This window comes from Ruegeria sp. A5 (assembly GCF_056543005.1).
Window position 1 is genome coordinate 561,762 of the sequence record NZ_JBQGAV010000001.1, and the last position, 26,804, is coordinate 588,565.

22 protein-coding genes and 1 tRNA gene are annotated in these 26,804 nt (G+C 56.0%); 8 read left to right on the top strand and 15 right to left on the bottom strand.

From position 1 onward, the window contains the following. Positions 1-12: 12 nt before the first annotated feature. Together typA and ACR0AY_RS02885 are read left to right on the top strand one after the other, a co-directional pair. Positions 13-1,830 carry a translational GTPase TypA gene (gene typA / locus ACR0AY_RS02880; RefSeq protein ID WP_170421712.1) on the top strand — a complete coding sequence of 606 codons (1,818 nt, stop codon included), beginning with the start codon at positions 13-15 and terminating at the stop codon, positions 1,828-1,830. 273 nt (positions 1,831-2,103) lie between these two features. Continuing rightward, on the top strand, positions 2,104-2,907 hold the full coding sequence (locus ACR0AY_RS02885; RefSeq protein ID WP_170509804.1) for a hypothetical protein: 804 nt from the start codon (positions 2,104-2,106) through the stop codon (positions 2,905-2,907). A 53-nt stretch (positions 2,908-2,960) separates the two neighbouring features. Here the strand turns inward: ACR0AY_RS02885 and ACR0AY_RS02890 are convergent, their stop codons facing one another. The 4 genes from ACR0AY_RS02890 to recA all read right to left on the bottom strand — a co-directional run bounded on the left by ACR0AY_RS02890 (position 2,961) and on the right by recA (position 8,147). After that, positions 2,961-3,581, bottom strand: a complete 621-nt coding sequence (locus tag ACR0AY_RS02890) for a transglutaminase-like cysteine peptidase (RefSeq protein ID WP_170509802.1) — start codon at positions 3,579-3,581, stop codon at positions 2,961-2,963. Between the two features lie 360 nt (positions 3,582-3,941). Further along, positions 3,942-4,229 (bottom strand): DUF1330 domain-containing protein, encoded by a 288-nt coding sequence (locus ACR0AY_RS02895; RefSeq protein WP_170509800.1) that lies wholly within the window; start codon positions 4,227-4,229, stop codon positions 3,942-3,944. Position 4,230: 1 nt separating this feature from the next. Further along, entirely contained in the window at positions 4,231-6,903 is a 2,673-nt protein-coding gene (gene alaS / locus ACR0AY_RS02900; protein ID WP_170510786.1) for an alanine--tRNA ligase, read from the bottom strand. A 179-nt stretch (positions 6,904-7,082) separates the two neighbouring features. After that, entirely contained in the window at positions 7,083-8,147 is a 1,065-nt protein-coding gene (gene recA, locus ACR0AY_RS02905; RefSeq protein ID WP_170393025.1) for a recombinase RecA, read from the bottom strand. A 190-nt stretch (positions 8,148-8,337) separates the two neighbouring features. Here recA and ACR0AY_RS02910 point away from each other — a divergent pair, with 190 nt between their 5' ends. Beyond that, positions 8,338-8,931 (top strand): sulfotransferase family 2 domain-containing protein, encoded by a 594-nt coding sequence (locus tag ACR0AY_RS02910; RefSeq protein WP_170509799.1) that lies wholly within the window; start codon positions 8,338-8,340, stop codon positions 8,929-8,931. A gap of 5 nt (positions 8,932-8,936) precedes the next feature. On the opposite strand, the gene ACR0AY_RS02915 is transcribed toward ACR0AY_RS02910, so the two are convergent. From ACR0AY_RS02915 to guaB, 3 genes are all read right to left on the bottom strand, one after another. Beyond that, positions 8,937-11,228, bottom strand: coding sequence for an ATP-binding protein (locus tag ACR0AY_RS02915; protein ID WP_170509797.1), 2,292 nt, complete (start codon positions 11,226-11,228; stop codon positions 8,937-8,939). Positions 11,229-11,331: 103 nt separating this feature from the next. Next, positions 11,332-12,495 carry an RsmB/NOP family class I SAM-dependent RNA methyltransferase gene (locus tag ACR0AY_RS02920; protein WP_170509795.1) on the bottom strand — a complete coding sequence of 388 codons (1,164 nt, stop codon included), beginning with the start codon at positions 12,493-12,495 and terminating at the stop codon, positions 11,332-11,334. A 61-nt stretch (positions 12,496-12,556) separates the two neighbouring features. Then, on the bottom strand, positions 12,557-14,005 hold the full coding sequence (guaB, locus tag ACR0AY_RS02925; RefSeq protein ID WP_170509791.1) for an IMP dehydrogenase: 1,449 nt from the start codon (positions 14,003-14,005) through the stop codon (positions 12,557-12,559). A 215-nt stretch (positions 14,006-14,220) separates the two neighbouring features. On the opposite strand from guaB, the gene ACR0AY_RS02930 reads away from it, so the two are divergent. Further along, positions 14,221-16,266: an ASKHA domain-containing protein gene (locus ACR0AY_RS02930; protein WP_170509787.1), complete on the top strand. Its 2,046-nt coding sequence runs from the start codon at positions 14,221-14,223 to the stop codon at positions 16,264-16,266. 24 nt (positions 16,267-16,290) lie between these two features. Next, positions 16,291-17,148, top strand: a complete 858-nt coding sequence (locus ACR0AY_RS02935) for a class I SAM-dependent methyltransferase (protein WP_170509785.1) — start codon at positions 16,291-16,293, stop codon at positions 17,146-17,148. 1 nt (position 17,149) lies between these two features. On the opposite strand, the gene ACR0AY_RS02940 is transcribed toward ACR0AY_RS02935, so the two are convergent. The 4 genes from ACR0AY_RS02940 to ACR0AY_RS02955 form a co-directional block, all read right to left on the bottom strand. Beyond that, a tRNA-Gly gene (locus ACR0AY_RS02940) sits at positions 17,150-17,223 on the bottom strand. Between the two features lie 110 nt (positions 17,224-17,333). Next, on the bottom strand, positions 17,334-18,398 hold the full coding sequence (locus tag ACR0AY_RS02945) for a methyltetrahydrofolate cobalamin methyltransferase (RefSeq protein WP_170509782.1): 1,065 nt from the start codon (positions 18,396-18,398) through the stop codon (positions 17,334-17,336). A gap of 9 nt (positions 18,399-18,407) precedes the next feature. Next, the gene (locus ACR0AY_RS02950; protein WP_170509779.1) at positions 18,408-19,334 is read right to left on the bottom strand and encodes a methylenetetrahydrofolate reductase; all 927 of its coding nucleotides are present in this window, start codon (positions 19,332-19,334) and stop codon (positions 18,408-18,410) included. Between the two features lie 26 nt (positions 19,335-19,360). Continuing rightward, complete coding sequence (locus tag ACR0AY_RS02955; RefSeq protein ID WP_170393016.1) at positions 19,361-19,657, bottom strand: virulence factor; 297 nt, start codon at positions 19,655-19,657, stop codon at positions 19,361-19,363. 241 nt (positions 19,658-19,898) lie between these two features. Between ACR0AY_RS02955 and ACR0AY_RS02960 the strand changes: the two genes are divergently transcribed. Both ACR0AY_RS02960 and ACR0AY_RS02965 read left to right on the top strand, forming a co-directional pair. Further along, the gene (locus ACR0AY_RS02960) at positions 19,899-21,011 is read left to right on the top strand and encodes a Ppx/GppA phosphatase family protein (RefSeq protein WP_170393015.1); all 1,113 of its coding nucleotides are present in this window, start codon (positions 19,899-19,901) and stop codon (positions 21,009-21,011) included. After that, positions 21,011-21,727, top strand: a complete 717-nt coding sequence (locus tag ACR0AY_RS02965; protein WP_170393014.1) for an RlmE family RNA methyltransferase — start codon at positions 21,011-21,013, stop codon at positions 21,725-21,727. The genes ACR0AY_RS02960 and ACR0AY_RS02965 overlap by 1 nt, the downstream gene beginning before the upstream one ends. A gap of 6 nt (positions 21,728-21,733) precedes the next feature. Here the strand turns inward: ACR0AY_RS02965 and ACR0AY_RS02970 are convergent, their stop codons facing one another. From ACR0AY_RS02970 to ACR0AY_RS02980, 3 genes are all read right to left on the bottom strand, one after another. Next, positions 21,734-21,928 (bottom strand): hypothetical protein, encoded by a 195-nt coding sequence (locus ACR0AY_RS02970; RefSeq protein WP_170393013.1) that lies wholly within the window; start codon positions 21,926-21,928, stop codon positions 21,734-21,736. 91 nt (positions 21,929-22,019) lie between these two features. Next, positions 22,020-23,924, bottom strand: a complete 1,905-nt coding sequence (locus ACR0AY_RS02975) for a cytochrome c3 family protein (RefSeq protein WP_170510783.1) — start codon at positions 23,922-23,924, stop codon at positions 22,020-22,022. Continuing rightward, entirely contained in the window at positions 23,924-24,781 is an 858-nt protein-coding gene (locus ACR0AY_RS02980; protein WP_170393012.1) for a YihY/virulence factor BrkB family protein, read from the bottom strand. The genes ACR0AY_RS02975 and ACR0AY_RS02980 overlap by 1 nt, the downstream gene beginning before the upstream one ends. Positions 24,782-24,939: 158 nt before the next feature. Between ACR0AY_RS02980 and ACR0AY_RS02985 the strand changes: the two genes are divergently transcribed. Then, the gene (locus ACR0AY_RS02985; RefSeq protein WP_170509776.1) at positions 24,940-26,031 is read left to right on the top strand and encodes an AI-2E family transporter; all 1,092 of its coding nucleotides are present in this window, start codon (positions 24,940-24,942) and stop codon (positions 26,029-26,031) included. Between the two features lie 7 nt (positions 26,032-26,038). Here the strand turns inward: ACR0AY_RS02985 and ACR0AY_RS02990 are convergent, their stop codons facing one another. Beyond that, entirely contained in the window at positions 26,039-26,719 is a 681-nt protein-coding gene (locus tag ACR0AY_RS02990; protein ID WP_170421752.1) for a Crp/Fnr family transcriptional regulator, read from the bottom strand. Positions 26,720-26,804: the final 85 nt, after the last annotated feature.

The following is a 26,804-nucleotide window of genomic DNA, read 5'->3' on the forward strand; positions in this document are numbered from 1 at the left end:
GGCTGACCTCTCATGGACCTGCGCAACATCGCAATCATCGCTCACGTGGACCACGGCAAGACGACCCTGGTGGATGAGCTGCTTAAACAATCCGGCGCGTTCCGGGAAAACCAGGCCGTGGCAGAACGCGCCATGGACAGCAACGACCTGGAACGCGAACGCGGCATTACCATCCTGGCCAAAGCCACCAGCGTTGAGTGGAAGGATACCCGCATTAACATCGTCGACACCCCCGGCCACGCTGATTTCGGTGGGGAAGTCGAACGTATTCTCAGCATGGTCGACGGCGTTGTACTGCTGGTCGATGCCGCCGAAGGCCCGATGCCGCAAACCAAATTCGTGACCTCAAAGGCGCTGGCTTTGGGCCTGCGCCCGATTGTCGTGCTGAACAAGGTCGACAAACCCGATGCCGAGCCTGATCGCGCGCTGGACGAATGTTTCGACCTTTTCGCCAACTTGGGCGCCGATGACGATCAGCTGGACTTCCCGGCCATGTATGCTTCGGGCCGGTCCGGCTGGGCCGATATGGAGCTTGACGGTCCGCGCAAGGACTTGACCGCCCTGTTCGATCTGATCGTTGATCACGTCCCCGCCCCCAAGCAGATCGAGAAAAAGGACGAACCGTTCAGGATGCTCGCCACCACTTTGGGCAGCGATCCATTCATCGGTCGTATTTTGACCGGTCGTGTGGAAAGTGGAACTCTGAAAGCGGGTGACAGCCTCAAGGCACTCAGCCGAGATGGCACCCAGATTGAAAGCTTCCGCGCGTCGAAAATCCTTGCATTCCGTGGATTAGCTCAACAACCCATTGACGTCGCTGAAGCAGGCGACATTGTCACGATTGCGGGTATGAGCAAAGCCACCGTGGCAGATTCCCTTGTAGCCCCGCAAGTCGAAGAGGCCCTGCCTGCCCAGCCTATCGATCCGCCAACCATCACAGTGACCTTCGGCATAAACGATTCCCCGCTGGCCGGTCGTGACGGCAAAAAGGTTCAGTCTCGGGTCATTCGTGATCGCCTGATGAAAGAAGCCGAATCGAACGTAGCCATCCGCATCAGTGACACGCCCGGCGGCGAAGCCTTCGAGGTTGCTGGTCGCGGCGAATTGCAGATGGGTGTTCTGATCGAAAACATGCGTCGCGAAGGATTCGAGCTTAGCATCTCGCGCCCACAGGTTTTGTTCCGCGAGGAGGACGGCCAGCGCCTTGAACCTATCGAAGAAGTCACGATCGATGTGGATGATGAATATTCTGGCGCCGTGATCGAGAAAATCACGGGTGCGCGCAAAGGTGAACTGGCTGAAATGCGCCCTGCAGGGGCAGGCAAGACCCGGATCATCGCCCACGTGCCGTCTCGTGGCCTGATCGGCTATCACGGAGAGTTCCTGACCGATACACGCGGAACTGGTGTCTTGAACCGGGTCTTCCACGGCTGGGCAGCCCATAAAGGGCAGATTCCTGGTCGACGTGCGGGTGTTCTGATCTCGATGGAAAACGGTCAGGCGGTCGCCTATGCGCTGTGGAATTTGGAAGAGCGTGGCCGCATGTTTGTTGGACCGCAAACCGATGTCTACCAGGGCATGGTGATCGGTGAACATTCGCGAGACAACGATCTGGAAGTGAATCCGCTGAAAGGTAAAAAGCTAACTAACGTGCGTGCCAGTGGATCGGACGACGCAGTAAGGCTGACCCCTCATATTCAGTTCTCGCTTGAAGAGGCAATCGCCTATATCGACGACGATGAACTGGTCGAGGTGACACCTAATGCGATCCGGCTTCGCAAACGTTACCTGGATCCGCACGAGCGTAAACGGATGTCAAAATCAGCCTGATCAATGCTGTGAACTTGTTCACGTTTTGGAAACATTGCCACATTCGTGACATTTTTGCGTCAGGCTAGAAACAACACAGAAAAAGAAGACCTGGTGCAACAGCAGGTCTTCTTTTTGTTTCTTATGGATTAATCGTGTTTGAGTGAGCTGGATCACAGAAATCCAACAGAAAGTTTGCTTGAAAACAGGCGATAGAAAGAGGACTTTGTGTTCAAAGTGTGACGCCGTATGAGTATACGGCAGTTTAGTTAACGAGTGTTTAAGGAGTGTGCGATGCGCATTAGATCCAAACTGTTATCGATTGCTTTTGCTTCCGCAATCTTACCCTTCACCTTCGTAAATTCCGTTCAGGCGGCTGGTACGTGCACAGTGAGCACGGCCAAACAGTCTGTTTCGTCGAACACTCTTTGTGCGTGCGACGTGGTTTCTTCGAGCATGCTCCGTTACATCCAACGGCGCGCCGACTTCGAGTCGATCCTGGAGCGTACAATTCTCGATTGCCCAAGATTTGCAGCTGTTTTGACTGACTTGCCAACTGCGAGCATCGGCTTCGCCGACCAAAGATCAGGCGACGGTCCATCAGATGAATCTGAGCGGGAAAGTTCAAGTTCCGGCCCTAGCGGTGATTCTTCTCCGGACAACAACCCCGGTTCGTCGACGCCGGGAGGTAACAACAACGGAAATGACAACGATCCTGATGACAAGAAATCCAAAGACAAAAAGTCGAAGGATAAAAAGTCCAAAGACAAAAAGTCCAAAGACAAAAAGTCGAAGGATAAAAAGTCGAAGGACAAAAAGTCCAAAGACAAAAAGTCGAAGGATAAAAAATCCAAAGACAAAAAGTCGAAGGACAAAAAGTCCAAAGACAAAAAGTCGAAGGACAAAAAGTCCAAAGACAAAAAGTCGAAGGATAAAAAATCCAAAGACAAAAAGTCGAAGGACAAAAAGTCCAAAGACAAAAAGTCGAAGGACAAAAAGTCCAAAGACAAAAAGTCAAAAAACAAAAAGTCAAAAAACAAAAAGTCGAAAAACAAAAAGTCGAAAAACAAAGTTAATACTGGTATATTTGATAACTAATGCTGAAAAAGGGCGCTGCTCATTACAGGCGCCCTTTTTTGTTTCTCGGATTTCTAGCTCTTTCCGTAAACTCCGACCCAATTTCGTGGCTGTTTAGGATCTTGCATCCTCAGGAACAGATAGCGCGTCGCCTTCCAAGGCTTGATCTGATTGGTCAAATTATCCAGAACCAGATCGCCGTCGCTTGACCGATAAACCAAAACAGCATGAGAGTTTCTGCGCGTATCCAACACTGTCGCGAGCAGTAGTTTACGAGGGTCGAAACCAGCCTGGATCAAATCTCTTTTCTTTAGAAGCGCAAAATCTTCGCAGTCACCACCGCGCGACGTTGGAAGCGCCCAAAGTTCACTGGTTTTGTATTGCGACTGATCCGTGACCTCTCGCGTGGATCGATTAACGCGGCGGTTGATTTCTTTGACAAGCTTCAATTCTTGGCTGGTGGATAAGGAACCGATACCTTTTTGCGCACATGCCCAGGAATACTTACCGCAAAGCTGACGCGCACCGGAGGGTGGTGGCGAGGCAGCGATACTCGGGATAAACGCGGCATCTTTCGCCGATGCTTCAGTCCCAAACAACAGCGAACCGTTAATCAGGATAGCCAAACCAAACAGCCCGCCAAGCTTGGCAGCGCTCTTTAAGTGGGCGTCTAAGGTCGTACCAAAGAATTTCATGCCTGTCCCTCGAGTCCTATTAGTCCCTGCAAACTGCGTGGATCAGAACCCATCTGTACACCGGACCATATCCGCAAACCGTGGTTGTCACGCAATCAAATCCGAGATTGAGCGGAAAAAACGGCGGAAATTCGTCACTTTTCGTGACCATTTCCGCGCAAGAAAGTGGCGCGAAGTGCCACAATCGGACAGAGAAATATGTTCAAAACCAACCGGAAGTATGCACAACCCATTGTAATAATGTGTATAAATTCAGAGCGATCGTGAAGAGCCGCCCACGCTAAAATGCATGGCAGGTCGCACGGCTCTGGGCCGGGCAGAATTTGCAAATTTCATGCGAAGGTAGATTGAGCCTGATTCTCAGTCGGTAACTTCAACGACCACCAGCTCTCGCTCGCTGGCGCCACGGGCATGATCCAATGCCTGCTGATATGCAGGAGAATTGTAGCACTCTACCGCAGCCTCGACGGTTGGGAAGCGGGCGACCACATTGCGTGGTCGCTCTTTGCCCTCTAACTGCACGTAACGTGCCGCGCGGGCGATGAATTCACCCCCATGCGCCGCAATTGCCGGCCCTGCAAGCTCGGCGTATTTTCCATAAGCATCGGCATCTGTCACAGTGACGTGTGCGATCCAAAGTGCTGGCATCTTATCCTCCCAAAACCTGTTCAGCGGCCTTGATTGCAGCCTCTGCATTCGAGGCATCCTTGCCCCCCCCCTGTGCCATGTCAGGCCGTCCGCCACCGCCTTTGCCGCCCAGTTCAGCGACCGCCGCCCGGACCAGATCCACCGCGGATACCGTGTCTGTCAGGTCAGACGTGACGCCCGCAGCAACAGCCGCTTTGCCGCCGGTATCAGCAATCAACAATACTGCACCGGTTCCCAAACGGCTTTTGTGCTCATCAATCAATGCAGGCAGGTCCTTTCCGGACACACCCGAGAGCGACTGCGCAAAGAACGCAACGCCGTTCACATCGCGCGCTTCCGCTCCACCGCCCTGCCCCGCGCCTCCGGCCATGGCCAGATCACGGCGCAACTGCGCAACTTCGTTTTGCAGCGACTTACGCTCATCCAGCAGAGTCTTAACACGCGCCACAACGTCATCAGGCTGCGCTTTCAACTCAAGCGCAATTGAGGAAAGGCGATGATCCTGTTTCGACAGATACTTAAATGCGTCATCACCCGTCAAAGCCTCGATCCGCCGCACGCCCGCGCTGCTGGCACTGTCGCCCAGCACGACGAAGGTTCCGATATCACCGGTCTGGCGCACATGGGTACCGCCACACAGTTCAATCGACCATGTTTCGCCATCCTGGCCTTTGCCGGTGGGTGCTTTGCCCATCGAAACCACGCGCACCTCATCCCCGTATTTCTCACCGAACAGAGCTTGAGCACCCAGTTCACGGGCGTCATCAGGTGTCATAATCCTGGTTTCCACGGTTGAGTTTTGCCGGATGAATGCGTTCACCTCTCGCTCAACTTTCTGCACTTCTTCCAGTGTCAGAGCCTTGGAATGGCTGAAATCGAACCGCAAACGATCTGATGCGTTAAGCGACCCGCGCTGCGCCACGTGGTCACCCAATGTCTCACGCAGAGCTTCATGCAGAAGGTGCGTCGCGGAGTGGTTGGCACGAATGGCCGTGCGGCGCGCGTGATCGACTTCCAGCTCAACTGCGTCACCTTTTGAGATCGCCCCATGATCAATCGTGACCTTGTGAGCATAGACTTTGCCATCAGCAAACTTTCTGGTGTCTTCAACACGGGCGATATCGTCGCGCTCATCCAGCCTGCGAATTTCACCGGTGTCGCCGACCTGGCCGCCGGCCTCGCCATAGAACGGTGTCTGGTTGACTACGACCCAGCCGGTACCACCCTTCTCGATCTTGTCGACCAATACACCATCGACCACCAACGCAGCGACCTGACCTTCGGCCTTTTCAGTATCGTAGCCAAGGAAATCGGTCGCACCGGCCGCATCCAGCACATCGAACCAAACCACCTGATCGGCAGATTCGCCAGACCCGGCCCACGCCGCGCGTGCCTTGGCTTTTTGTTCGGCCATCGCCACGTCAAATCCATCGGTGTCGACGGTTCGACCTTTCTCGCGCAGCGCATCCTGCGTCAGATCGAGCGGGAAACCATAGGTATCATACAGTTTGAATGCCGCGTCTCCGGGTAGTGGATCGCCTTCAGGTAGGCCCGAAACTTCCTCATCCAACAGCTTCAGACCGCGATCCAAAGTTTGCTTGAACCGAGTTTCCTCAAGCAGCAGTGTCTCTTCGATCAGTGGCTGCGCCTGACCAAGCTCTGAATATTGCGCACCCATCAATTGCACCAGCGTGGGTACCAGGCGGTGCATCACCGGATCTTTGGCCCCCAACAGATGCGCATGGCGCATCGCGCGGCGCATGATACGGCGCAGAACATACCCTCGCCCATCATTTGACGGCATCACACCATCCGCGATCAGGAACGAAGTTGAACGCAAGTGGTCCGCAATCACGCGATGATGCACGTTTTGATCCCCATAAGGATCAACACCGGTCGCATCCGCGGAGGCTTCGATCAGCGTTTTGAACAGATCGGTGTCATAATTGTCGTGGCTGCCTTGCAGCAAGGCACCAATGCGTTCCAATCCCATGCCGGTGTCGATCGACTGCATGTCGAGTTCGACCATCGAGCCGTCTTCGAACTGTTCGTTCTGCATGAAAACGATGTTCCAGATTTCGATGAACCGATCACCATCTTCCTCAGCCGAACCCGGAGGCCCACCCCAGATGTGATCACCGTGGTCATAGAAAATCTCGGTGCACGGGCCGCAGGGGCCGGTAGGGCCCATTTGCCAGAAATTGTCATTAGTAGCGATGCGGATGATCCGGTCTTCAGGGACACCAACCTTTTTCCAGATTTCAAATGCCTCATCATCGGTGTGATAGACAGTGGCCAACAGACGGTTCTTATCGATACCAAATTCTTTGGTGATCAGTTCCCAAGCGAACGGTATCGCCTCATGCTTAAAGTAATCCCCGAATGAGAAATTCCCCAGCATTTCAAAGAACGTATGGTGGCGAGCGGTATAGCCCACATTGTCCAGATCGTTGTGTTTGCCGCCTGCACGCACGCATTTCTGTGCAGTGGTAGCACGGCTGTAGTCGCGGGTTTCGACGCCAGTAAACAGATTCTTGAACTGAACCATACCCGAGTTGACGAACATCAGTGTCGGATCATTGCGCGGAACCAGCGGGCTGGACGCAACCACTTCGTGCCCCTGCTTGGCAAAGTAGTTCAGGAAGGTAGATCGAATGTCGTTCAGCGTTGGCATAAGGCTCTCTCGGCGCGCAGTCGTTATGGTCAGCAAAGGTTTAGCCCCACCCCCCGAGAGTGTCCACAGCATTGGCCCATCCGAAACGAAACAAGGCGGCCCCGAGGGGCCACCCTGTTCCAGATATTTTAGCACTACCGGGGTGCCGGGGATTTCTTCGGTTCCCCCTGAGGCACGCTTTAAGCTTCGAGGATGTCATCCTCTTCCGCTTCGGGTGGCATTTCAAAGTCTAACCCATGCGCGGCACGTATTTTGTCTTCGATCTCGAGCGCCGCACGGGAATTGTCACGCAGATATTGCTTGGCATTCTCACGCCCCTGCCCGATCCGCTCATCACCGTAGCTAAACCACGAACCCGACTTTTCGACCACACCGGCCTTGACGCCCAGATCCAGAAGCTCACCCATTTTGCTGATGCCTTCGCCATACATGATGTCGAATTCCACCTGCTTGAACGGCGGTGCCACCTTGTTCTTGACGACCTTGACGCGGGTCTGGTTGCCCACAACTTCGTCCCGATCCTTGATCGCACCGATACGGCGAATATCCAGACGGACCGAGCTGTAGAATTTCAACGCATTACCACCGGTAGTGGTTTCCGGGCTGCCAAACATCACACCGATCTTCATCCTGATCTGGTTGATGAAGATCACCATGCAGTTCGAGCGATTGATCGAGCCGGTCAGCTTGCGCATCGCCTGGCTCATCAGCCGGGCCTGAACACCCACGCTGCTGTCACCCATGTCGCCTTCCAACTCGGATTTCGGCGTCAGCGCCGCAACCGAGTCGACCACGACCATGTTCACGGCCCCCGACCGCACCAAGGTGTCGGTGATCTCAAGGGCCTGCTCGCCGGTGTCGGGCTGAGAGATCAGCAATTCATCCAGATCCACACCCAGCTTGCGCGCATATTGAGGGTCCAGTGCATGTTCTGCGTCGACGAACGCGCAGACTCCGCCGCGTTTTTGCTGTTCAGCGATGCAGTGCAGCGTCAGCGTGGTCTTACCCGAGCTTTCCGGGCCATAAATCTCGACGATCCGGCCCATCGGCAAGCCGCCGATCCCCAGAGCGATATCCAAGCCCAGCGATCCGGTCGAACTCGCATCGATATCCTGCTTGGAATCTTCGCCCAACTTCATGATCGAGCCTTTGCCGAACTGCCGTTCGATCTGGGCCAATGCGCTGTCGAGCGCCTTTTGCTTGTCTGCGTTTTTCTTGTCGCTCATCGTCAGAAGATCCGCCATTGTCCTGTCGCCTTCTCTTTTGTCACACCCTTGATCGGGCGGCAATCGCTGCTTTGTTCGCCTCTTGTTCCTTATGGGACCAAAAAGAGAACATTTCAACTAAAACTTATGAAAACTACTCTTCAGCAATTGTGTTAAAGAGTCGTTTACGACAATCTGAGACTTGAAAGGCATTGAAGAGAAAAGATAAATGCTTGTTTTCTATGAAAAGCGGCTTGCGCTTCTGTCTGTTCCAAAGACCGGCTCCACCGCGTATCAATCAGCTTTACGCGATAGGGCCGATATCGTTGTGTCCGGACCAACAGACCTGAAACATGCGAACATGCGTCGCTATGATCGCTTCTTCCAGACCATGTTTCGCAAGATGTTTGATGCAGAAATGGACGTCATGGCCATTGTGCGCGAACCTGTCGATTGGTTGGGAAGTTGGTATCGATATCGAACGCGCGCCGAATTGGCAGGTCATCCGCATTCCACAAAAGGTTTAAGCTTCGAGGCATTCCTTGACGCCTATATGCAAAACCCCCGCCCGGCCTACGCAGATGTGGGATGCCAAACCGATTTTTTGCGACCCCGCAGTAACGGTAAAGGTGTTGCGCATATCTTCAAATATGACAGCCAGCAAAAGATAATGGATTTCCTTCAGAATCGGCTGGAATGTAAAATCGATCTACCGCGTGAGAACGTCTCGCCCGCTTGCCCGATGGACTTCTCAAAACAAACTGAACTCCGGTTCCAATCATTGCACGCCGCAGAATACGCATTGTATCGTGCTGCCGAATAGCGTTTTCAATTCATTTGCTGAAACACCGCTTCGGTCAGCTGGGTCAACGAAAACGGCTTGGGCAGGAAGGTGGAATTTTCGATCTGAGGACCAGATTCGCCGAACGCCCCCTCAGTATAGCCTGACATGAAGACCACCCGCACGTCAGGACGTGTTTTCATGGCCTCGCGCACCCAAGTCGGGCCGTCCATTCCGGGCATGACGACATCGGTAACAAAAACATCCACCAGCAAATTGGGGTCGTCCAACAATTGCAGCGCATCTTCGGCTGATTCAGCTTCAAGCACAGTGTAGCCTTTCAAGCGAAGCGCCCGCGTCGCGAAGGCGCGCACCGGGGCTTCGTCTTCGACCAACAAAACCACGCCTTCACCCAATCGGGAACTTTGCACCTCTGACGTATCGGGTACCTCAGGCTCCGATTCCTGGACCCGGGAACTCACAGGCAAGAGCACGGTGAATTCCGTTCCCCGGTCCTGCACACTGTCGACAAATATGAAACCACCAGTCTGTTTTACGATCCCGTAAACAGTCGATAGCCCCAGCCCCGTCCCCTCGCCTGTGCGTTTGGTCGTATAAAATGGCTCAAACACCTTTTGCAGTTTGTCTGCAGGAATCCCGATGCCGCTATCGATGACTTTGACCGTAACATATTCCCCCGGCTGTACCGTCGCCCGATCGCGCGTGATCGATTGATCCAATGTCACTACTTCGGTCTCGATCCGAATCTCCCCCCCCTCAGGCATCGCATCACGCGCATTGACGACCAGGTTCATCAAAACCTGCTCTAACTGGCGCTTGTCCGCGCAGACGGATTTGAGCACCGGATCATGACTGAGCGTCAGGCGGACCTTCTCGCCCACAAGACGGTTTAGCAAATGGATAAGGTCTGAAATCGTATCTCGCAGATCCAGCACTTCGGGCCGGAGCGTTTGTTTGCGCGAAAAGGCCAGAAGCTGGCTGACCAACGCTGCAGCACGGTTGGCGTTCTGATTGATCTGTACAAGATCGCCGTAATTCGGGTCATCTTGGTCATGGCGCAACAGCAACAGATCACAATGCCCCGAAATCGCCGTCAGCAAGTTATTGAAATCATGTGCCACCCCGCCCGCCAATTGCCCAACGGCTTGCATCTTCTGGCCTTGAACAAACTGCGCCTCCATCGTTTTCAGTTCGGTGGCATCGTTCAGAACCGCAATAAGACAGACCTGACCATCCCTGAGAATCCGTGACAGCGTAACTTGCACAAATACCTCTTTGTCCTTGCGCACCAAACGCAGGAATTCAGACCGCGGTGCTGCGCCTTGTTCGGCAGCACTCGCCAGCCAGTCCCTTATCGGATAGCCGAGCCCCTGCATCATGCTTTCGATATTCGTCCGCCCCGGTTGGATCTCACCGACCAATTCAACCGCGAGGTGGTTTGCTTCGCTAACATCTCCATCGGGAGACATGCACATGATCGCAACTGGCAAATCTGCAAATGATGTCGTGTGCTGCGGTCCTTCGGCGTGCTGCAGCGGCGTTAAAAGCAACTCACGCACAATACCGCTGTGCCTGAGCGTTGTGACAGTGAATGGTGCTTCAGTTTCCCCGGTTTTAATCTGTATGATGCTACCAACAACTGCACCGCCAGCCTGAACCATCGGCTTGAGGCATGTGGGAATCTGACCAAAAAGCTCGATAGCCGCATCATTGGCATCCAGCACCACGTCATTTCGTCCGACCGTCAGAACCGGCCGCTGCACGCTGCGCCAGATCTGGGGTGCATCTATTCTAAAACGCCAGCAAAACCGATTTTCACCCAGCTTTGAAACAGACACCGGTATTGTTTGTCCGCGCGTGACAACATCTTCTTCCCAAAAACCCCGTTTCAGGGCATGAGACTGCAAACGCAACAGCGCCGCCGACGGGTTTGCAAATACGGTACGCAGAGACTCATCTAGTCGCGTACCCGCGTTCCGAATAAGACGCGCATTGGCCTGAGCGTTTGCAACTAGCACCTCGCCCGTCGCATCCGAAATGACACAGGCATCGGTTTCTTGCACTAGAAAACCCGTCATCGCAGCGTATGTTTGCGCTTCGATCTGATTCAATATCCAAGCACGCGCCAATGCAAAGACCACTACTACCAGGAAGGACAAGCCAACGGCTGCGACCCCGGCACTTAACCGTGGCGGCAAGACGTCAAAGAAGGAAAGTACGCTCAATAAAATGGCGATCAATGCCAGTGAGGCATAGCGCCCACGATCAATGCCCCATCCACTTGATCGAGAGGGGGTAAATTCAGATTGAATAGACATAAACAGCCCGGATTATTACAATTTCTGATCAATATCTGCCTGCAATGGTTAATTGCTGCTTAATGATCAGTGACATAAACTTCTTAAGGTTGTGTTTTAAAGTTTATATTCGCGTCAAGTGTGCTGTAAAAAATCCATCGGTCCCGTGTGAAACCAGCCACGTTTTGCGGTATCCGCTCTGCCATTCGGGATTGCTGGCCAAGAATCCATCAATAATGTCGTCGTTTTCAATCGCCAGCATCGAGCAGGTCGCATAGGCAAGCACGCCTTTGGGCGCAACGAGAGGTGAAACATCTCGTAGAATGGTGGCCTGAATCTGCGCTAGTTCCTCCAAACGCTCGGGCGTTAGCGCCCATTTCCCTGCCGGCGCGCGACGCCACGATCCGCTGCCGGAACATGGCACATCTGTCAAAACCACATCGAACGGGGCCTGACCGGTGATTTGGCCTGTGGTCAGGATCGTGACATCCGCGCCCGCCCTTGCCGCGCGCGCTGGCAAGTCGCGCATACGGTTGGAATTGGCATCATGGGCAAAGACCTGAACACCCATATACGTAGCCGCTAAAGCAAGGGACTTGCCTCCGCCACCCGCACAATAGTCAAGGACACGCATGCCTGGCTGCAAATCAAGCGCGGCAACTACCGCTTGGCTCGCGGCATCCTGCAACTCAACCAGCCCATCTGTATACGGACCGCTCTGAGATATCTTGCGTGCGCCCTCGGTAACTTCCAATGCAGTATCGCAGGCCGGATGTGGATGCGCCGTGATCTCCTCGGCAGCCAGTCGTTGAATGGCTGTAGGCAGGTCAGTTTTCAGCAGGTTGACCCTCAGATGAATCGGAGCGCGCGATTGTAGCGCGGCTGCGGCAAGTTCAGCTTCGTCCTTCAACGCGGCCTGAAATTGGGGCCACAACCACTCGGGGATATCCAGACGTTCTGCGTCGCTCTGAAATGACCTGGGTTGGTCAGCTTCGGTTACCTCTGCAGGTGCATACCGCGCACCCGAAAATAATGACGTTAGGTCTGAGTCCAAGGATCGGGCGGCACCGATCATCAGGCCGCGCCCCGTCTCGGATCCACCGAGCGCCGAGAAGGATCGCTTGCACCGCAATGCATCAAACACATGATCCCGGATCGCAGCGCGATCCTTAGATCCCGCGAACCGACTGCGTCGAGCCCAGCCGGTCAACGCCTTCTCGACCGGTGCACCGGCAAGAATGTCGTCGAGGATCTCGATCGAGGCCTGAACCCGAGCAGCAGGTGTCATCGCGTTTTCCGTTCGTCTACACGATCAATTTCGAGAGACCCCCCTGAAGGGTCTCACAAACTTACATCACGCGATAATTGGGGCTTTCCCGTGTGATCTGAACGTCATGCACATGGCTTTCCTTCAAACCTGCGCCAGTGATTTTGACAAAGTTGCAGTTCTGGCGCATCTCATCGACGGTGGCACAACCGGTATAGCCCATCGCCGCGCGCAAACCTCCAACCAGTTGGTGCACAACAGCGCTTGCGGACCCTTTGTACGGCACCTGGCCTTCGATCCCTTCGGGCACCAGCTTGTCATTCGCGGCGTCCTTCTGGAAATAGCGATCCGCCGAGCCACGCGCCATCGCACCCAGGCTGCCCATGCCGCGATACGATTTGAACGAGCGGCCTTGATAGAGGATCACCTCGCCCGGGCTTTCATCCGTGCCCGCAATCATCGAACCCACCATGGCGCAAGATGCCCCTGCCGCAATCGCCTTGGCGAAATCGCCCGAGAATTTGATGCCACCATCAGCAATGACCGGAACTTCCCCCGCCGCAGCGGCACAATCCATGATGGCCGTCAACTGAGGGACGCCAACACCCGCGACCATCCGTGTGGTACAGATCGAGCCGGGCCCGATGCCCACTTTGATCGCGTCTGCACCTGCATCGATCAGCGCTTTGGTGGCCTCGGCAGTGGCGACGTTACCGGCGATGATCTGAACCTCGTTCGACAGCGTCTTGGCACGTTTCACCGCGTCCAGAACCCCTTGCGAATGACCATGTGCGGTATCCACAACAATGATATCGACCCCGGAATCGACCAACTGCTCTGACCGCTCGAACCCAGCGTCTCCGACCGAGGTTGCAGCAGCCACACGCAGACGGCCCAACCGGTCCTTGCAGGCTGTAGGGTTCAGCACGGCCTGCTCGGTATCTTTCAGCGTCAGTAAGCCTGTCAGCTTGCCCTCGCCATCGACGACCAGCAATTTTTCGATCCGACGCGCACGCATGAGGCTTTTGGCCTCTTCCAGATCGGCGGGCTCTTGCAGCATCGCCAGATTGTCAGAGGTCATCATCGCTTTGATCGGCGTGTCATCCGAGGTCGCAAAGCGCATATCTCGGTTGGTGACAATGCCGACGACACGACCGCTTTCTTCAACGACCGGGAAGCCGGTGAAGTTGTAGCGCTCTACCAAAGCCTGAGCATCTGCCAATGTTTGATCCGCGCGCAGCGTGACCGGGTTATAGACGATACCGGATTCGAACCGCTTAACCCGACGCACTTCGCGGGCCTGTTCCTCGACCGTGAGGTTTTTGTGCACCACGCCGATGCCCCCAGCCTGCGCCATGGCGATAGCCATACGCGCCTCGGTCACCGTGTCCATCGCCGAGCTTAGCAGCGGGATGTTCATCGTAATCTCACGCGTCACGCGCGTGGTGGTATCAGCGGTTGCCGGCAGCACAGAAGATGCGCCCGGAACCAGAAGAACGTCGTCGAAGGTGAGTGCCTCACGAATCTGCATTTGATAACCCCATGCAAAAGCCCGTTTGACGGTGACCCTATTGCATGGATTTCACCAGAGGGAAAGCCCCGAACCCAAGTTGTTTTCCCCTGCGGGCTTCTGCCACGCCCGAAAACGACGCAAGCAATGCAAAACGTGCCGCTGAATGCCCTTTCCCTTTGCGTTCAAACCCATATGTTCGCCGGCATACGCGCGAATACAAAGGCAGGCCATTCATGACCACCGATCCTCTTGTCGTTTTTACCCCGTCCGGCAAACGCGGACACTTTCCCGTTGGCACGCCAATCCTGACGGCAGCGCGCCAGTTGGGTGTCGATCTTGATTCAGTCTGCGGTGGACGCGGTATTTGTTCGAAATGTCAGATCACCCCCAGCTATGGAGAGTTTCCCAAGCATGGCGTGACCGTCTCGGAGGACGCGCTGAGCGAATGGAACGCGGTTGAACAGCGTTATGACGACAAACGAGGCTTGAAACCCGGGCGCCGTTTGGGCTGTCAGGCCTCGGTTCAGGGTGACGTGGTGATCGACGTGCCTCCTGAAAGCCAGGTTCACCGTCAGGTGGTCCGCAAGGCCGCCGCCGCCCGCGCCATCACCATGGACCCTGCAACACGCCTGTATTTCGTGGTGGTGGAAGAACCCGACATGCACTCGCCCACAGGCGATCTGGAACGGTTAGAACGCGCCTTGCGCGAACAATGGAAGATCGATGCGATTACCGCCGATCTGTCGCTGATGTCCAAGCTGCAGCCAGCGTTGCGCAAAGGGAAATGGGAGGTCACGGTCGCCGTCCACAAAGGCCACAAGGACAACGTGGCCCGTATCGTCGAAATTTGGCCCGGCCTGCACGAACATGGGCTTTACGGTCTGGCTATCGACCTCGGCTCGACCACCATCGCTGCGCACCTGACCGATCTGGAAACCGGTGAAGTCAAGGCTTCTTCCGGCCTGATGAACCCGCAAATTCGTTTCGGCGAAGACCTGATGAGCCGCGTGTCTTACGCCATGATGAATCCCGGTGGCGACAAGGAAATGACCCGGGCCGTGCGCGAAGCGATCAACGATCTGACCACTTCAATCGCTGATGAGGCCGGGATCGATGCCGCTTTGATCGTCGAAACGGTGTTCGTCTGCAATCCGGTCATGCACCATCTTTTGCTGGGTCTTGACCCAGTCGAACTGGGTCAGGCGCCATTTGCGCTCGCGACGTCCGAAAGCATGTCCCTGCCTGCGCATGAGATGGACCTGACCACGATGAATCCACGCGCGCAGGTCTATATCCTGCCGTGTATTGCGGGCCATGTGGGTGCGGACTGCGCTGCCGTTGCCCTATCCGAGGAACCCGGCAAGTCCGACGATCTGGTACTGATCGTGGATGTGGGTACCAATGCGGAAATCTTGCTGGGCAACACCCACCGCGTTCTGGCCTGTTCGTCACCCACCGGCCCCGCATTTGAGGGTGCCCAGATCAGCTCGGGCCAGAGAGCCGCGCCCGGTGCGATTGAACGAATCGAAATCGATCCTGTCACCAAAGAACCGCGTTTCCGCGTGATCGGGTCCGAGAATTGGTCGAATGACGAAGGCTTTGATCAGGACATTGCCACCACGGGCATCACCGGTATCTGCGGCTCAGGCATTATCGAGGCCGTGGCCGAGATGCGCATTGCAGGTCTTCTGGACGAAAGCGGGCTGATCGGCTCGGCCGCGCAGACTGGCACACAGCGTTGCGTTCCCGAAGGCCGCACCAACTCCTATCTGATCCACGATGCCAGCGCCGAGGGCGGTCCGCGTATCACGGTAACTCAGGGTGATATCCGTGCCATCCAGTTGGCTAAATCCGCGCTCTATGCCGGAGCGCGTCTCCTAATGGATGAGATGGAGGTTGACCATGTGGATCGCGTGGTACTTGCCGGTGCCTTCGGCGCGCATATTTCGACCAAGCACGCGATGGTGCTGGGTATGATCCCTGATGCACCGCTGGAGAAGGTCTCCAGCGCGGGTAATGCCGCTGGAACCGGTGCCCGGATCGCGCTGTGTAACATCGGATCGCGGGCCGAGATCGAACGCGTGGTGCGCGAGATCACCAAGGTCGAAACGGCAATCGAACCCAAGTTTCAAGACCATTTCGTCGCCGCCAATGCGATCCCGCACAAAACCGATCCGTTCCCTGAATTGGCGCAGGTCGTCACCCTGCCCGCTCCGTCCTTCAATACCGGCGGCGGGGATGATGAAAAATCTGGCCGTCGACGCCGCCGGAGGTCATAGTCGCCCCATCCACAGGAGGCGAACATGACATCAGTGAACGAGGAACAGGCGGAATTCTGGGGAAACTCGGAACAAGGCACCAAATGGCTGACCTATGAAGATCAGCTTGACCACGCCTTTGCGCCTGTTCTTGATCTCGTTCTGAACCGGGCCGCCTTGTCGGCAGGCATGAAGGTGCTGGATATCGGATGTGGCACGGGCGTCAGTGCAATCGCTGCCGCCCGCGCGGTAGGGCCGAACGGGCACGTTCTGGCCGCTGACATTTCACAGCCCTTTCTGGACCGCGCAGCCAAACGTGCTGAAAGCGACGGGATACAGACTATCACTTTTCAGCACGCGGATGCGCAAACCTACGCGTTTGAACCCGGACAAATGGATGCCGCAATCTCCCGGTTTGGTGTCATGTTCTTTAGCGACTCGATCGCAGCATTCCGAAACATCGCCTCGGCACTGAAACCCGGTGGGCAAATGACGTTCGCTTCCTGGGGGCCATTGGACGTCAACCCGTGGTTCAAGATACCCCATGTCGCTGCCGTTCGGCGAATGGGTCAACCGCCCCGCGTAGACCGCTATGCGCCCGGGCCGCTGGCGTTCCACGACATCGACCATGTCAAAGGTCTGATGACCCAAGCGGGGCTGTCTGAAATAACCGGCGACGCGATCACAGTGAACCTGACGGGTTTTGGCGGCGTTGAAGGCACGGCGAGGCTGGTGACACGTGTTGGTCCTGCGGGCCGTGTTGTTGCTCATTTCGAAGGGAGTGAGGCTGATACTGACGCTATTCAACAAGCGGTCGCAGAAGAGTTCCGACAGTATCAGTCTGGTTCGGAGATCCTCATCCCGGCGATGATCAACCTCTATCAGGCCCGACGCGCAGAATGATTGGAGCGGGTAGCGGGAATCGAACCCGCGCGTTCAGCTTGGGAAGCTGACAGGCTACCATTACATCATACCCGCCGCTGGGCATTGATTAGCACTGCTCTTTACCGGGGTTCAAGGGTCAACAAACCCTGACGAATCGAAAAGGCCGGATCAAAGATCCGGCCCAATCGATTGTTTTATATACCTTAAGCGCGGCGACGGCGACCGCCGCCACGACGTCCGCGTGCACCCTCGCCTTCGGCTCCGGCCTCAGCGGGTGGTTTGTTGAACCTGATCCACTCACCGCCATGTGGGTCGTTGTTGGTCAGCAGGTTGGCGGCGCGGATGGCCTCCATCTCTTTGCCCGCACGCGGAAGGGTCGAACCCAGACCGAACATCTGTACAAAGGTTTCGTCGTCCATATCCTCGGGCAGAATGATACCGGCGGCAGCAACGGCCTCTTTCTTTTCAGCAATCTTCTTCTGAGTCACCGGCAGAGCCACCGGGTTCATGATCGCTGAAGTCATTCCCGCACCCATTGCCATCGGCAGGAAGGCGTTGTTGATACCGTGACGGTTCGGCAGGCCGAACGAGATGTTGGACGCACCGCATGTGGTGTTCACGCCCAGCTCCTCCCGCAGACGACGGACCAGAGCAAACACCTGCTGGCCAGCAGTTGCCATCGCACCAATCGGCATGACCAGCGGATCGACCACGATGTCGTGAGCCGGGATGCCGTGATCGGCTGCACGCTCAACGATGGTTTTGGCGACGGCAAAACGCACATCGGGGTCTTCCGAGATTCCGGTGTCATCGTTCGAGATCGCCACAACGGGTACGTTGTATTTCTTGACCAGTGGCAGAACCAGTTCCAGACGCTCTTCTTCACCGGTGACCGAGTTCAACAGCGGACGACCTTCCGCCGCCTCAAGACCGGCTTCCAAAGCGCCCGGAACCGAAGAATCGATGCAAAGCGGTACATCAACAAGCCCCTGCACCAGCTCGACGATCTTGGTCATCAGCGGCGGCTCGGTCTCGTTCGGGTTGGGGTTCGAGTTGTAGACGACGCCTGCGTTGATATCCAGAACGGTCGCGCCTGCAGCGACCTGCGCCAGAGCATCCTTTTCGACTGTCGAGAAATCGCCTGCTTCCAATTCGGCAGCCAGTTTCTTACGGCCCGTCGGGTTGATCCGCTCACCGATAACGCAGAACGGTTCGTCAAAGCCCAGAACGGCAGTTTTTGTTTTTGATTCTACGACTGTACGGGTCATGTCCGTTCCTTAGGAGTTAACCGGCTTTGCCGAAGCGCCGCCGTTGTTGATCGCCCAGTTGGCGTTGGTCTTGATCCCGCCCAGCGGGAAGAAGTGTACCTTGGTGATATTGAAATCCGGGTTGGCTGCCTTGTGATTGGCCAGTTCGGTGACCACATCGGTTGGCTCGTAAGGCAACAGCAGCTTGGACACGTCCATGGCGCGCTTCTGCAGGACTTTCAGCGATGGACCAACGCCGCAGGCGATAGCGAATTTGATCAGCGTCTGCAGCTTCGCCGGGCCCGCGATACCGATATGGATCGGCAGATCAATACCCGCTTCTTTCAGACCGTTCGCCCAAGCGATGATCGGCTTGGCGTCGAACGCAAACTGAGTGGCCAGCGCCATTTCGGCGTCGGTGGTTTCCGAAAACTTCTGCTTCCAGCGCAGCGCGTCATCGACATTCTTGGTCGAGCCGTCGGGATCGATATCCTTGTTGCCTTCGGGGTGACCGGCTACGTGCAGTCGCTTGAACCCCGCCTTGTCGAACAGTCCGGTTTCCAGCAGCTGCATCGAGCTGTCGAAATCACCATGCGGTTTGGCGACCCCACCGGCCAGCAGAAGCGCCTGCTCGACACCCGCTTCACCCTGATACATGGAAATCCAGTTTTCCAGCGTTGCGGCATCCTTGATGATCCGTGCCGGGAAATGCGGCATGACAGGGTAACCTTCGGCCGCGATGCGCTTGGCAGTTTTGACCATGTCTTCGATTGGCGTGCCCTCGATATGGGCGATGTAGACACGGGTGCCTTCTGGCAGCAGCGCGCGGAAATCTTCGACCTTTTCCGCAGTGCGCGGCATCACCTCGATCGAGTAGCCCTGCAAAAAGGCTTCGACGGTCGGGTTCACAGGGCCGTTTTCGACCGCATCACGTTTCTTGAAGTTCAGCAAAGCCATAGCGGCCTCCCATAAAGATCTGGGGCTCATGCCCAACCGTCATTGGCGATCAGGGTCTTGATACGGTCCTGATCGTACTCTGTTTCCAAACGCGCGGCCTCGGCTTCGGCAATTTCGGACGGGTCGCCCTCAACTGCGAAAGGCTCGGCTTTGCGCCACTCAGCCAGATAGGCATCACTATCTTTGGCGTTCACCTTCATTGCGGCCCGGTCGATGGCTTGTTCAAACCGCTCTTCCAACTGCCGCTTAGCGCCACGACGGCCCTTGCCGACGATGACTTGGGCGGGAATATCGCGCCAATATACGATGGTGACGTCAGGCATTACCGTGATTCCTCCTAACCAGATGGACCGGTTCTAAACTTCAATGTGGGTCCAAGTCGGTCGATTTTCGACATACGGCGTATTTGCAGCGACCTTTTTGCCCACGGCTGCGTACCGCAGCTTTTAATGCCTTGGGGGGCAAAACCGAACATCAAAATCCTAATGACTTTAATGAGCGTCTTGCGTGATCCAATTGCGCGACCTATGGTCGGGGTAACTCGAAAATCGGAGGGCGTTTAAGATGGCGCCCAAGCGTCCCAGAGGTGCGGGCGCGTTCCCGAAAGCGGTCGAAAGCCCCGCGCCGGCAAGACCCGATCCAGATGCGTTATATGCGGCACTGGATTTGGGGACAAATAGCTGCCGCATGTTGATCGCCCAGCCCAAGGGCAGTGGATTTCATGTGGTGGACAGCTTCTCCAAATCGGTGCAGTTGGGTGCCGGTCTGGAACGCACCGGGCGGTTGTCGCGGGCGTCTATGGCACGTACCGTACAGGCGCTGCGGATTTGTCAGCAAAAACTCAAACGTAACAAGGTCAAGCGCATGCGCTTGATCGCAACCGAGGCTTGCCGTCGCGCCAAGAATTCACGCGATTTCATCCGGCAAGTTAAACGCGAAACCGGCCTGACGCTCGACATCATCCAGCCCGAGGAAGAAGCACGTCTGGCTGTGATTTCCTGTGCACCGCTGGTGTCGACCAAGACCGAGCAATTGTTGGTCGTCGATATCGGCGGCGGCTCAACCGAATTGGTCTGGATCGACATCTCCTCTGTTCCTCGTCGGGATCGGCCTGCCGCGATTATGAGATTGCATAACGGGTTCCACACGCCTGAAAGCCCTTTCCCTGCGGCCAAGGTGGTTGATTGGATCAGCGTCCCGCTGGGCGTGGCAACATTGCGTGATCAGTTCAACGACGTCGAAGACGATGCCGCGCGTTTTGCGCTTATGAGCTGGTTTTTCGAAGAAAATCTGGCCGATTTCGCACCTTACAAGGATGAACAGGCCCGCGAAGGGTTTCAGATTGTGGGCACCAGCGGAACGGTGACCACTGTCGCCGCCTCACACCTTGGCCTCAAGCGCTATGACCGGACGAAGGTGGACGGATTGCGGATGACCAGCGATCAGATTGACAAGGTGATACGAGGCTATCTAGAACTCGGCCCTCGTGGGCGCCGCCGTGATCCCCGGATCGGAGAAGATCGGCAGGCCCTGATCATGTCCGGCTCGGCCATCTTGCAAGCGCTGTTGCGCTGCTGGCCCACCGATCGCCTTTCTGTGGCGGACCGTGGGCTGCGCGAGGGTTTGCTTTATGCGCAAATGAGTGCGGACGGTGTATTGGAAGACGGACCGTTCTGATGGCGAAGACACCAACTGGCAAAAGCAACTCGGGTCGCGGGCAACGCGACCTGAAGGTGAAGGTCAAGACCGCGCGCGGGCGCAAGCTCAGCTCGACCCGCTGGCTGGAACGGCAGTTGAACGACCCCTATGTCAAACGCGCGCAGGTCGAAGGCTATCGCGGACGCGCGGCATTCAAGATACTTGAGTTGGACGACAAGTTCCGGTTTCTCGTACCCGGCGCGCGCGTGGTCGATCTGGGTTGTGCGCCCGGTGGCTGGCTGCAAGTCGCTGTGAAACGCGTCAATGCACTCGGCGAGAAAAGCGGCAAGCGCATCGGCACCGTTCTGGGGGTTGACCTTCAAGAGGTTGAGCCCGTCGCCGGTGCCACCGCGCATGTCCTTGATTTCATGGAAGATGACGCCGATCAGAAGGTCAAGGACTGGCTGGGTGGCAAAGCGGACGTGGTCATGTCTGATATGGCGGCTGCGTCTTCGGGCCACAAACAGACTGACCACCTGCGGATCATGGCCCTGTGCGAAACGGCGGCTTATTTCGCGTTCGACGTGCTGGAAGAGGGCGGCACCTTCGTTGCCAAGGTGCTTGCTGGCGGGGCTGAGGGGGACCTTCAGAAACTGCTCAAGCAGAAATTCAACAAGGTTGCCAATGTGAAGCCTCCGGCCTCACGTTCTGATAGTTCCGAGAAGTTTGTTGTCGCCACCGGCTTCCGGGGTTAAGCGGCGTTAATCCAGATCGATCTTTCCCGGCGCTATACTCTGTTTCCGCAGAGACGCTGCAGCTATGCCTTGCAGCAATAGTGCTTCGCCATGATTGATATCGACAGGCTTGCGCGCGCGCAGCTCTTCAATACGCTGGTCAAGCGTCGTTTTACGGGCCGCCGTCAGCGGCTTTGCGAGGGTAGCGGTGCGATCCGGCATACATCACCTGTAGCAATCCGAGTGCTTATACCGGTTGGCTAACCGCAGAATGCGCCGTGAAGATGGCGCAAATCTGCCAGTTCCATGCCAGTTATCTCCCGAGTTCCTGTGCCAGTTGCATTAAGTTTGGATCATCGGGAAGAACTAACAAGGCCTCGTCCAATGTCGCCAACGCAGCCTGAACACCGCGATTGATGTGGGCAAGTTGAACCAGCATCGGCCAAGCCTCAACGCGCTGCGGGTCGAGCGTTACAACCTCGCGGAATGCACGTTCTGCAGCCGGCGCGTTTCTGAGCGTAAGCGCCCAACCACCCAGCACCAAATGGGTCTCAGGAAAGTCCAAACGATTGGAAATGCTACGTTGCCAATCCGCCATGCCCTGCTGCGCGCTTGCGCGTTGGTCTTGCGTCATGGCCTGTGCGGGGATCGATAAGAACTCTTTCGCAGCCGAGATGCGTACATTGCGCATGGGGTCGGATAACAACGGCTCTAACCGCGAAGCGCGCAACTGGGCAGGAACCTGACGCTGCAGTACCGGTCCATTGGCCCGTATCAGTGGGTCCGGATCGGCCAGCAACGGTGCCAGACGCTCGGCAAGATCAGGCGTTGCAAAAGGTTGCAACAAATACAGAGCGGTTGCGCGAACGATACCTGCCTGCCCTTCATCCAGAGCGATCGCGACCAGCGTTTCAGGGTCGTCCAATTGACCACTGCCTGCTGCTGCAAATGTCGTGCCATAATGCGCCACTCTATAGGATGATTCTGGGAACCAGAGTTCAATCTGCTGCGCCGCCCAAGACTGATCTTCATCCGCATGGCAATCGGTGCAGGCATCAGTTCCGAGCCCCAGATCAGGGCGGGGAATGCGGAAGCTGTGATCGCGCCTGCCATCTACCCCCATATAGACACGCTCGATCATGTGGCAGTTCTTGCATTGAGCGCCCGCAGAATTTTCAGCATGTTGGTGATGCGCGGGCGTGTCATATTCGGCCAGCCGAAGGGTCGGGAAATCCGGGTTGCCAGCGGGGGAGTGGCATTGGGTACACAACCCATTACCCTCGGCTTTCACCTCAGCCCGGTGCGGATCGTGGCAATTCATACAACCCACCCCTTCTGCATACATGCGCGACTGCAGGAATGAGCCGTAAACATAGACCTCGTCCAAAATCTGGCCATCTGGGTGATACAAACCCGGTCGCAGCAACGCCAGGTTATAGGCGTCGTGATACGGCTTGCCGGGAAGCGGATTACCATCTTCCAACGCCTCGCGCCGGGAATGACAGCCGGCGCATTGCTGAATTTCCGCTTCTGTCTGCCCCCTGCCCCATGTCGTAGGGAATCCGAACTCGCTCAAACCGTCTTGCAACACTTTTCCGGTCGTCCACTCCAAATGCGCAGAACCCGGCCCGTGGCAAGCCTCGCACCCGACACCAATTTCGACCTGTGTCGAGGCATAGCGCCTTTCCTCAGAGTCGTAGTTCTTCACATAGCCGGTCGCATGACACTCGGCACAGCGGGCGTTCCAATTTTTGTACGGACCGGTCCAGTGCAGCCCATCATTCGGAGGCAGATCCTGATCCGGGTAAAGGTGGAACCAACGGCCCTTTTCGACGTCCCAAACCACATCAAAACTCTGCAATCGGCCGGGTTCGGTTTCGAAAAGATATTGCTGTAGCGGCGCGATACCAACCACTGAATGGACCGGATAGGTCGTTGTAACGCCGTCCTTTTCGGTGACCTGCGCCGTAAGAGCTCCATCTTGATCCGCAAAGGCCACGCTCATTCCGTCATGCGAGAAGCGTGTTCCATCGAAATCAGCCTTAACATGGCCGTCCTCCACCTCGGTCCAGGCAAGCGCATGGTATGAGCTTTCCCAGGCTTCGGTTTCTTCCTTATGACAATCCGAGCACGCGTCTGATCCAACATAGTCCTGCGCCTGCGACTGCTGCGCGGTCGCCCAAAGGATCGCGGTCATCACGATAGCGCGGAGATACATCATTGCCCCTCTTCGTTTTGCAAATCGATCAGCGCACCGTTGTATTCGGCCCCGAGGATCAGCATGGCCGAGCACAGGTACAGGAAAATCAGCGCTGCCATTGCCCCTGCAAGCCCGGCATACGTCGCGCTATAGGTCGCAAACTTGGCGATGTAGATTGAAAAGCCCCATCCACCTGCAGCCCACAAAGCCAATGTCAGGATTACGCCCGGCAAGATTTGTAGTAGGCTGTGCCGTCGGGTGGGCAAGATCAGATGGGCCAAAAGAACGGTGCCAGCGGGGACAGCCACGGTAAAGGTCCATCGCAGACGATCCACCGACAGCCAGTTGTCCACATCCACTGCCGTCTTTTCCGAAACCAAACGGGTATAGACCGGCAGAACGACTTCGACCGCCGCGATGGCCAGAATGGCAGCACCGCCGATTATGACCAGCACAAAGCACAGCAGTCGGGTCTTCCAGAACGGCCAATTGTCCGTGTCGTGATAGGCCTGCGCCATCGCCTTTCGCACGGCGGCGACTCCGTTCGAGGCAAAGTAGATCGCCAACAAGCCACCCAAAGTGATCACGCCCGAGCCCGCACCGGCCAAAACAGCACGCAGTTCTGAAACGATGGGATCGGCCACGTCTTTGGGCCAGGCGCCAAATATCAGTTCGATCAGTTCATCGGTCACATAGCCCTGTGACAAGGCCCCTGCCAACGCGACCGTGAATAGAACGAATGGAAACAGGGCCATCATCAACGACATGGCGACGTGGCTGCTCATGACGAAGCCGTTTTTGTCATTAAATCGGCGCACAGCAAGCCAGAGCGCACGCAGGAATTGGCCGAACGAGGGAATCAAAACAGTTGGCATTGCGCTAGCCTAGCCTGCCTTTTCCTTTGGCAGAACCGTCAATCGGATCAGGCCACCGATTTCATGCGTATAACCTTCTGTATGGATTGCATAAACCCGCCAGCCTGTGCAGGATCAATCAAAACACATCCAGGCAGCACTCAGACCAAGGCCATCTTATGACCTCTGACCCAGAAAACAGCCCATCCCGTGCGCGTCCGCAGCTGAGCGTATTGCGGGATGTAGCGATCGTGGCCACGCTAATGGTGCTCGGCCTCTATGCAGGGGCAAACTTTCTGGTGCCGTTGACCATGGCGTTACTGATTAACGTGCTGATCCTGGCCCTTAGCGACCGGGTCATTGCAGTGACGAGGGTGCCGATCTGGCTGGCGAATGTCGCGGGAGTAACGGTTGTATTGGCCGGTTTGTTCATGATCATGTACATTCTGGGAAGTCAGGCCACGCAGTTTGCACGCTCGATCAACACCTACGAAAGCCAGTTTGACGGGGCTGTTCATAGGATTACCGGGTTGGTCGGCAACGATGTCACAAGTTTTATCCGAGACAATCTGGTCAGCATCGATATGTCCTATGTCGCTCGGATATTGCTGGGCAGCGCCACATCACTGCTTAACCAGTTCTTCCTTATCAGCCTTTATGTCGCCTTTCTGATGGCCGAGCGGTTGGCCTTTCGCAAGAAAATCCAGCTTGCCGCCGGCAACCCGCGGCTGGGGGCTGACCTGGCCTTGGTTCTTGATGCGATTTCGTACAGCCTGCAGCGATACGTCGGCGTGAAAACATTTATCAGTCTGATCACCGCCACCATCAGCTACGCCGTATTCAAAGCGCTGGGTCTGGAATATGCTGAAACCTGGGCCGTGCTGACTTTCGCCCTGAATTTCATCCCGTCAATCGGTTCGATCATCGCCGTCATCTTTCCCGCAATGATCGCTCTGGTTCAGTTTGAGACGATCGGGCCATTTCTCGTGATCGTTCTGGGGTGCGGCACACTACAGTTTCTAATCGGCAACTTTCTGGATCCGGCTATGCTGGGCCGATCGCTGAACATGTCGACCTTCCTAGTGATTTTGGCATTAACTTTCTGGACTACGGTCTGGGGTCTGATCGGAGCGTTCCTGAGTGTGCCTTTGACCGTCTGCATCCTGATCATCTTCAGCCACATCCCCGCGCTGCGCCCGGTCGCGATCTTGATGTCTTTGGATGGAAGGCTCGGTGAGGATGATCGGTCGTCAACCGAACATTCGGCTTGAACGTCCGTTAACTTTGACAGCTAGCGACGAGGGCGCGTCGATCTTTCAACCTCAGCCGACCATACCCGCCTTCGATCAAGTCTAATTCGATAAGCCTGTGTAATGCTCGGTGAAGCGTTGGCGCAGAGACTGCAATCATAGCCGCCAGCTCTTCCTGCGAAACCGGTATCCAACCCTCTGCATCGGATGTCACCTCATCCAGATGCAGCAACCTCAGAACCAGCCGTTTCTCGGTGCCGGTCACCGCAAGATTGGCAACGATACGCAGGGCTTTTTGCATGTTTTCATGACTTAAGGCGTAGAAATCCCGAACAAAGTCAGGAGAATCCTGCACCAAGCGTTCTAACCGCGGGGCCGGAAAGAAAAGCGTCTCGGTTGGCCGAGTCGCCACCACGCTGATCAGCCGATGCGCAGTCGCAAACAACGCGAGATCGCCGATCCAAAAGCCACGTCCTTCTTGGTGTATGACAAATTCCTGACCGTCATCTGCGGGGACGGTGATCTTAACACTACCATCCAATACAGCGTGGATCCCGTTGGCGGGATCACCCTGGACAAACAAAGCTTCGTCAGCACCGTAAGTTCGGCGCACGGCACTGCGTAACAGAGCATCCTGAAAGGCGGGAGATCTGGTTTTGAACCAGGAACTTTCCTGCAGCGCGTCTAGATCAGTTTCAATTAATGCCATCTATATATTTAAACTTCATCATATGATAAATTTCAATCAGGCTCACTGGCCTACATTACTTACACACGAATCCCGCAATCTGGCT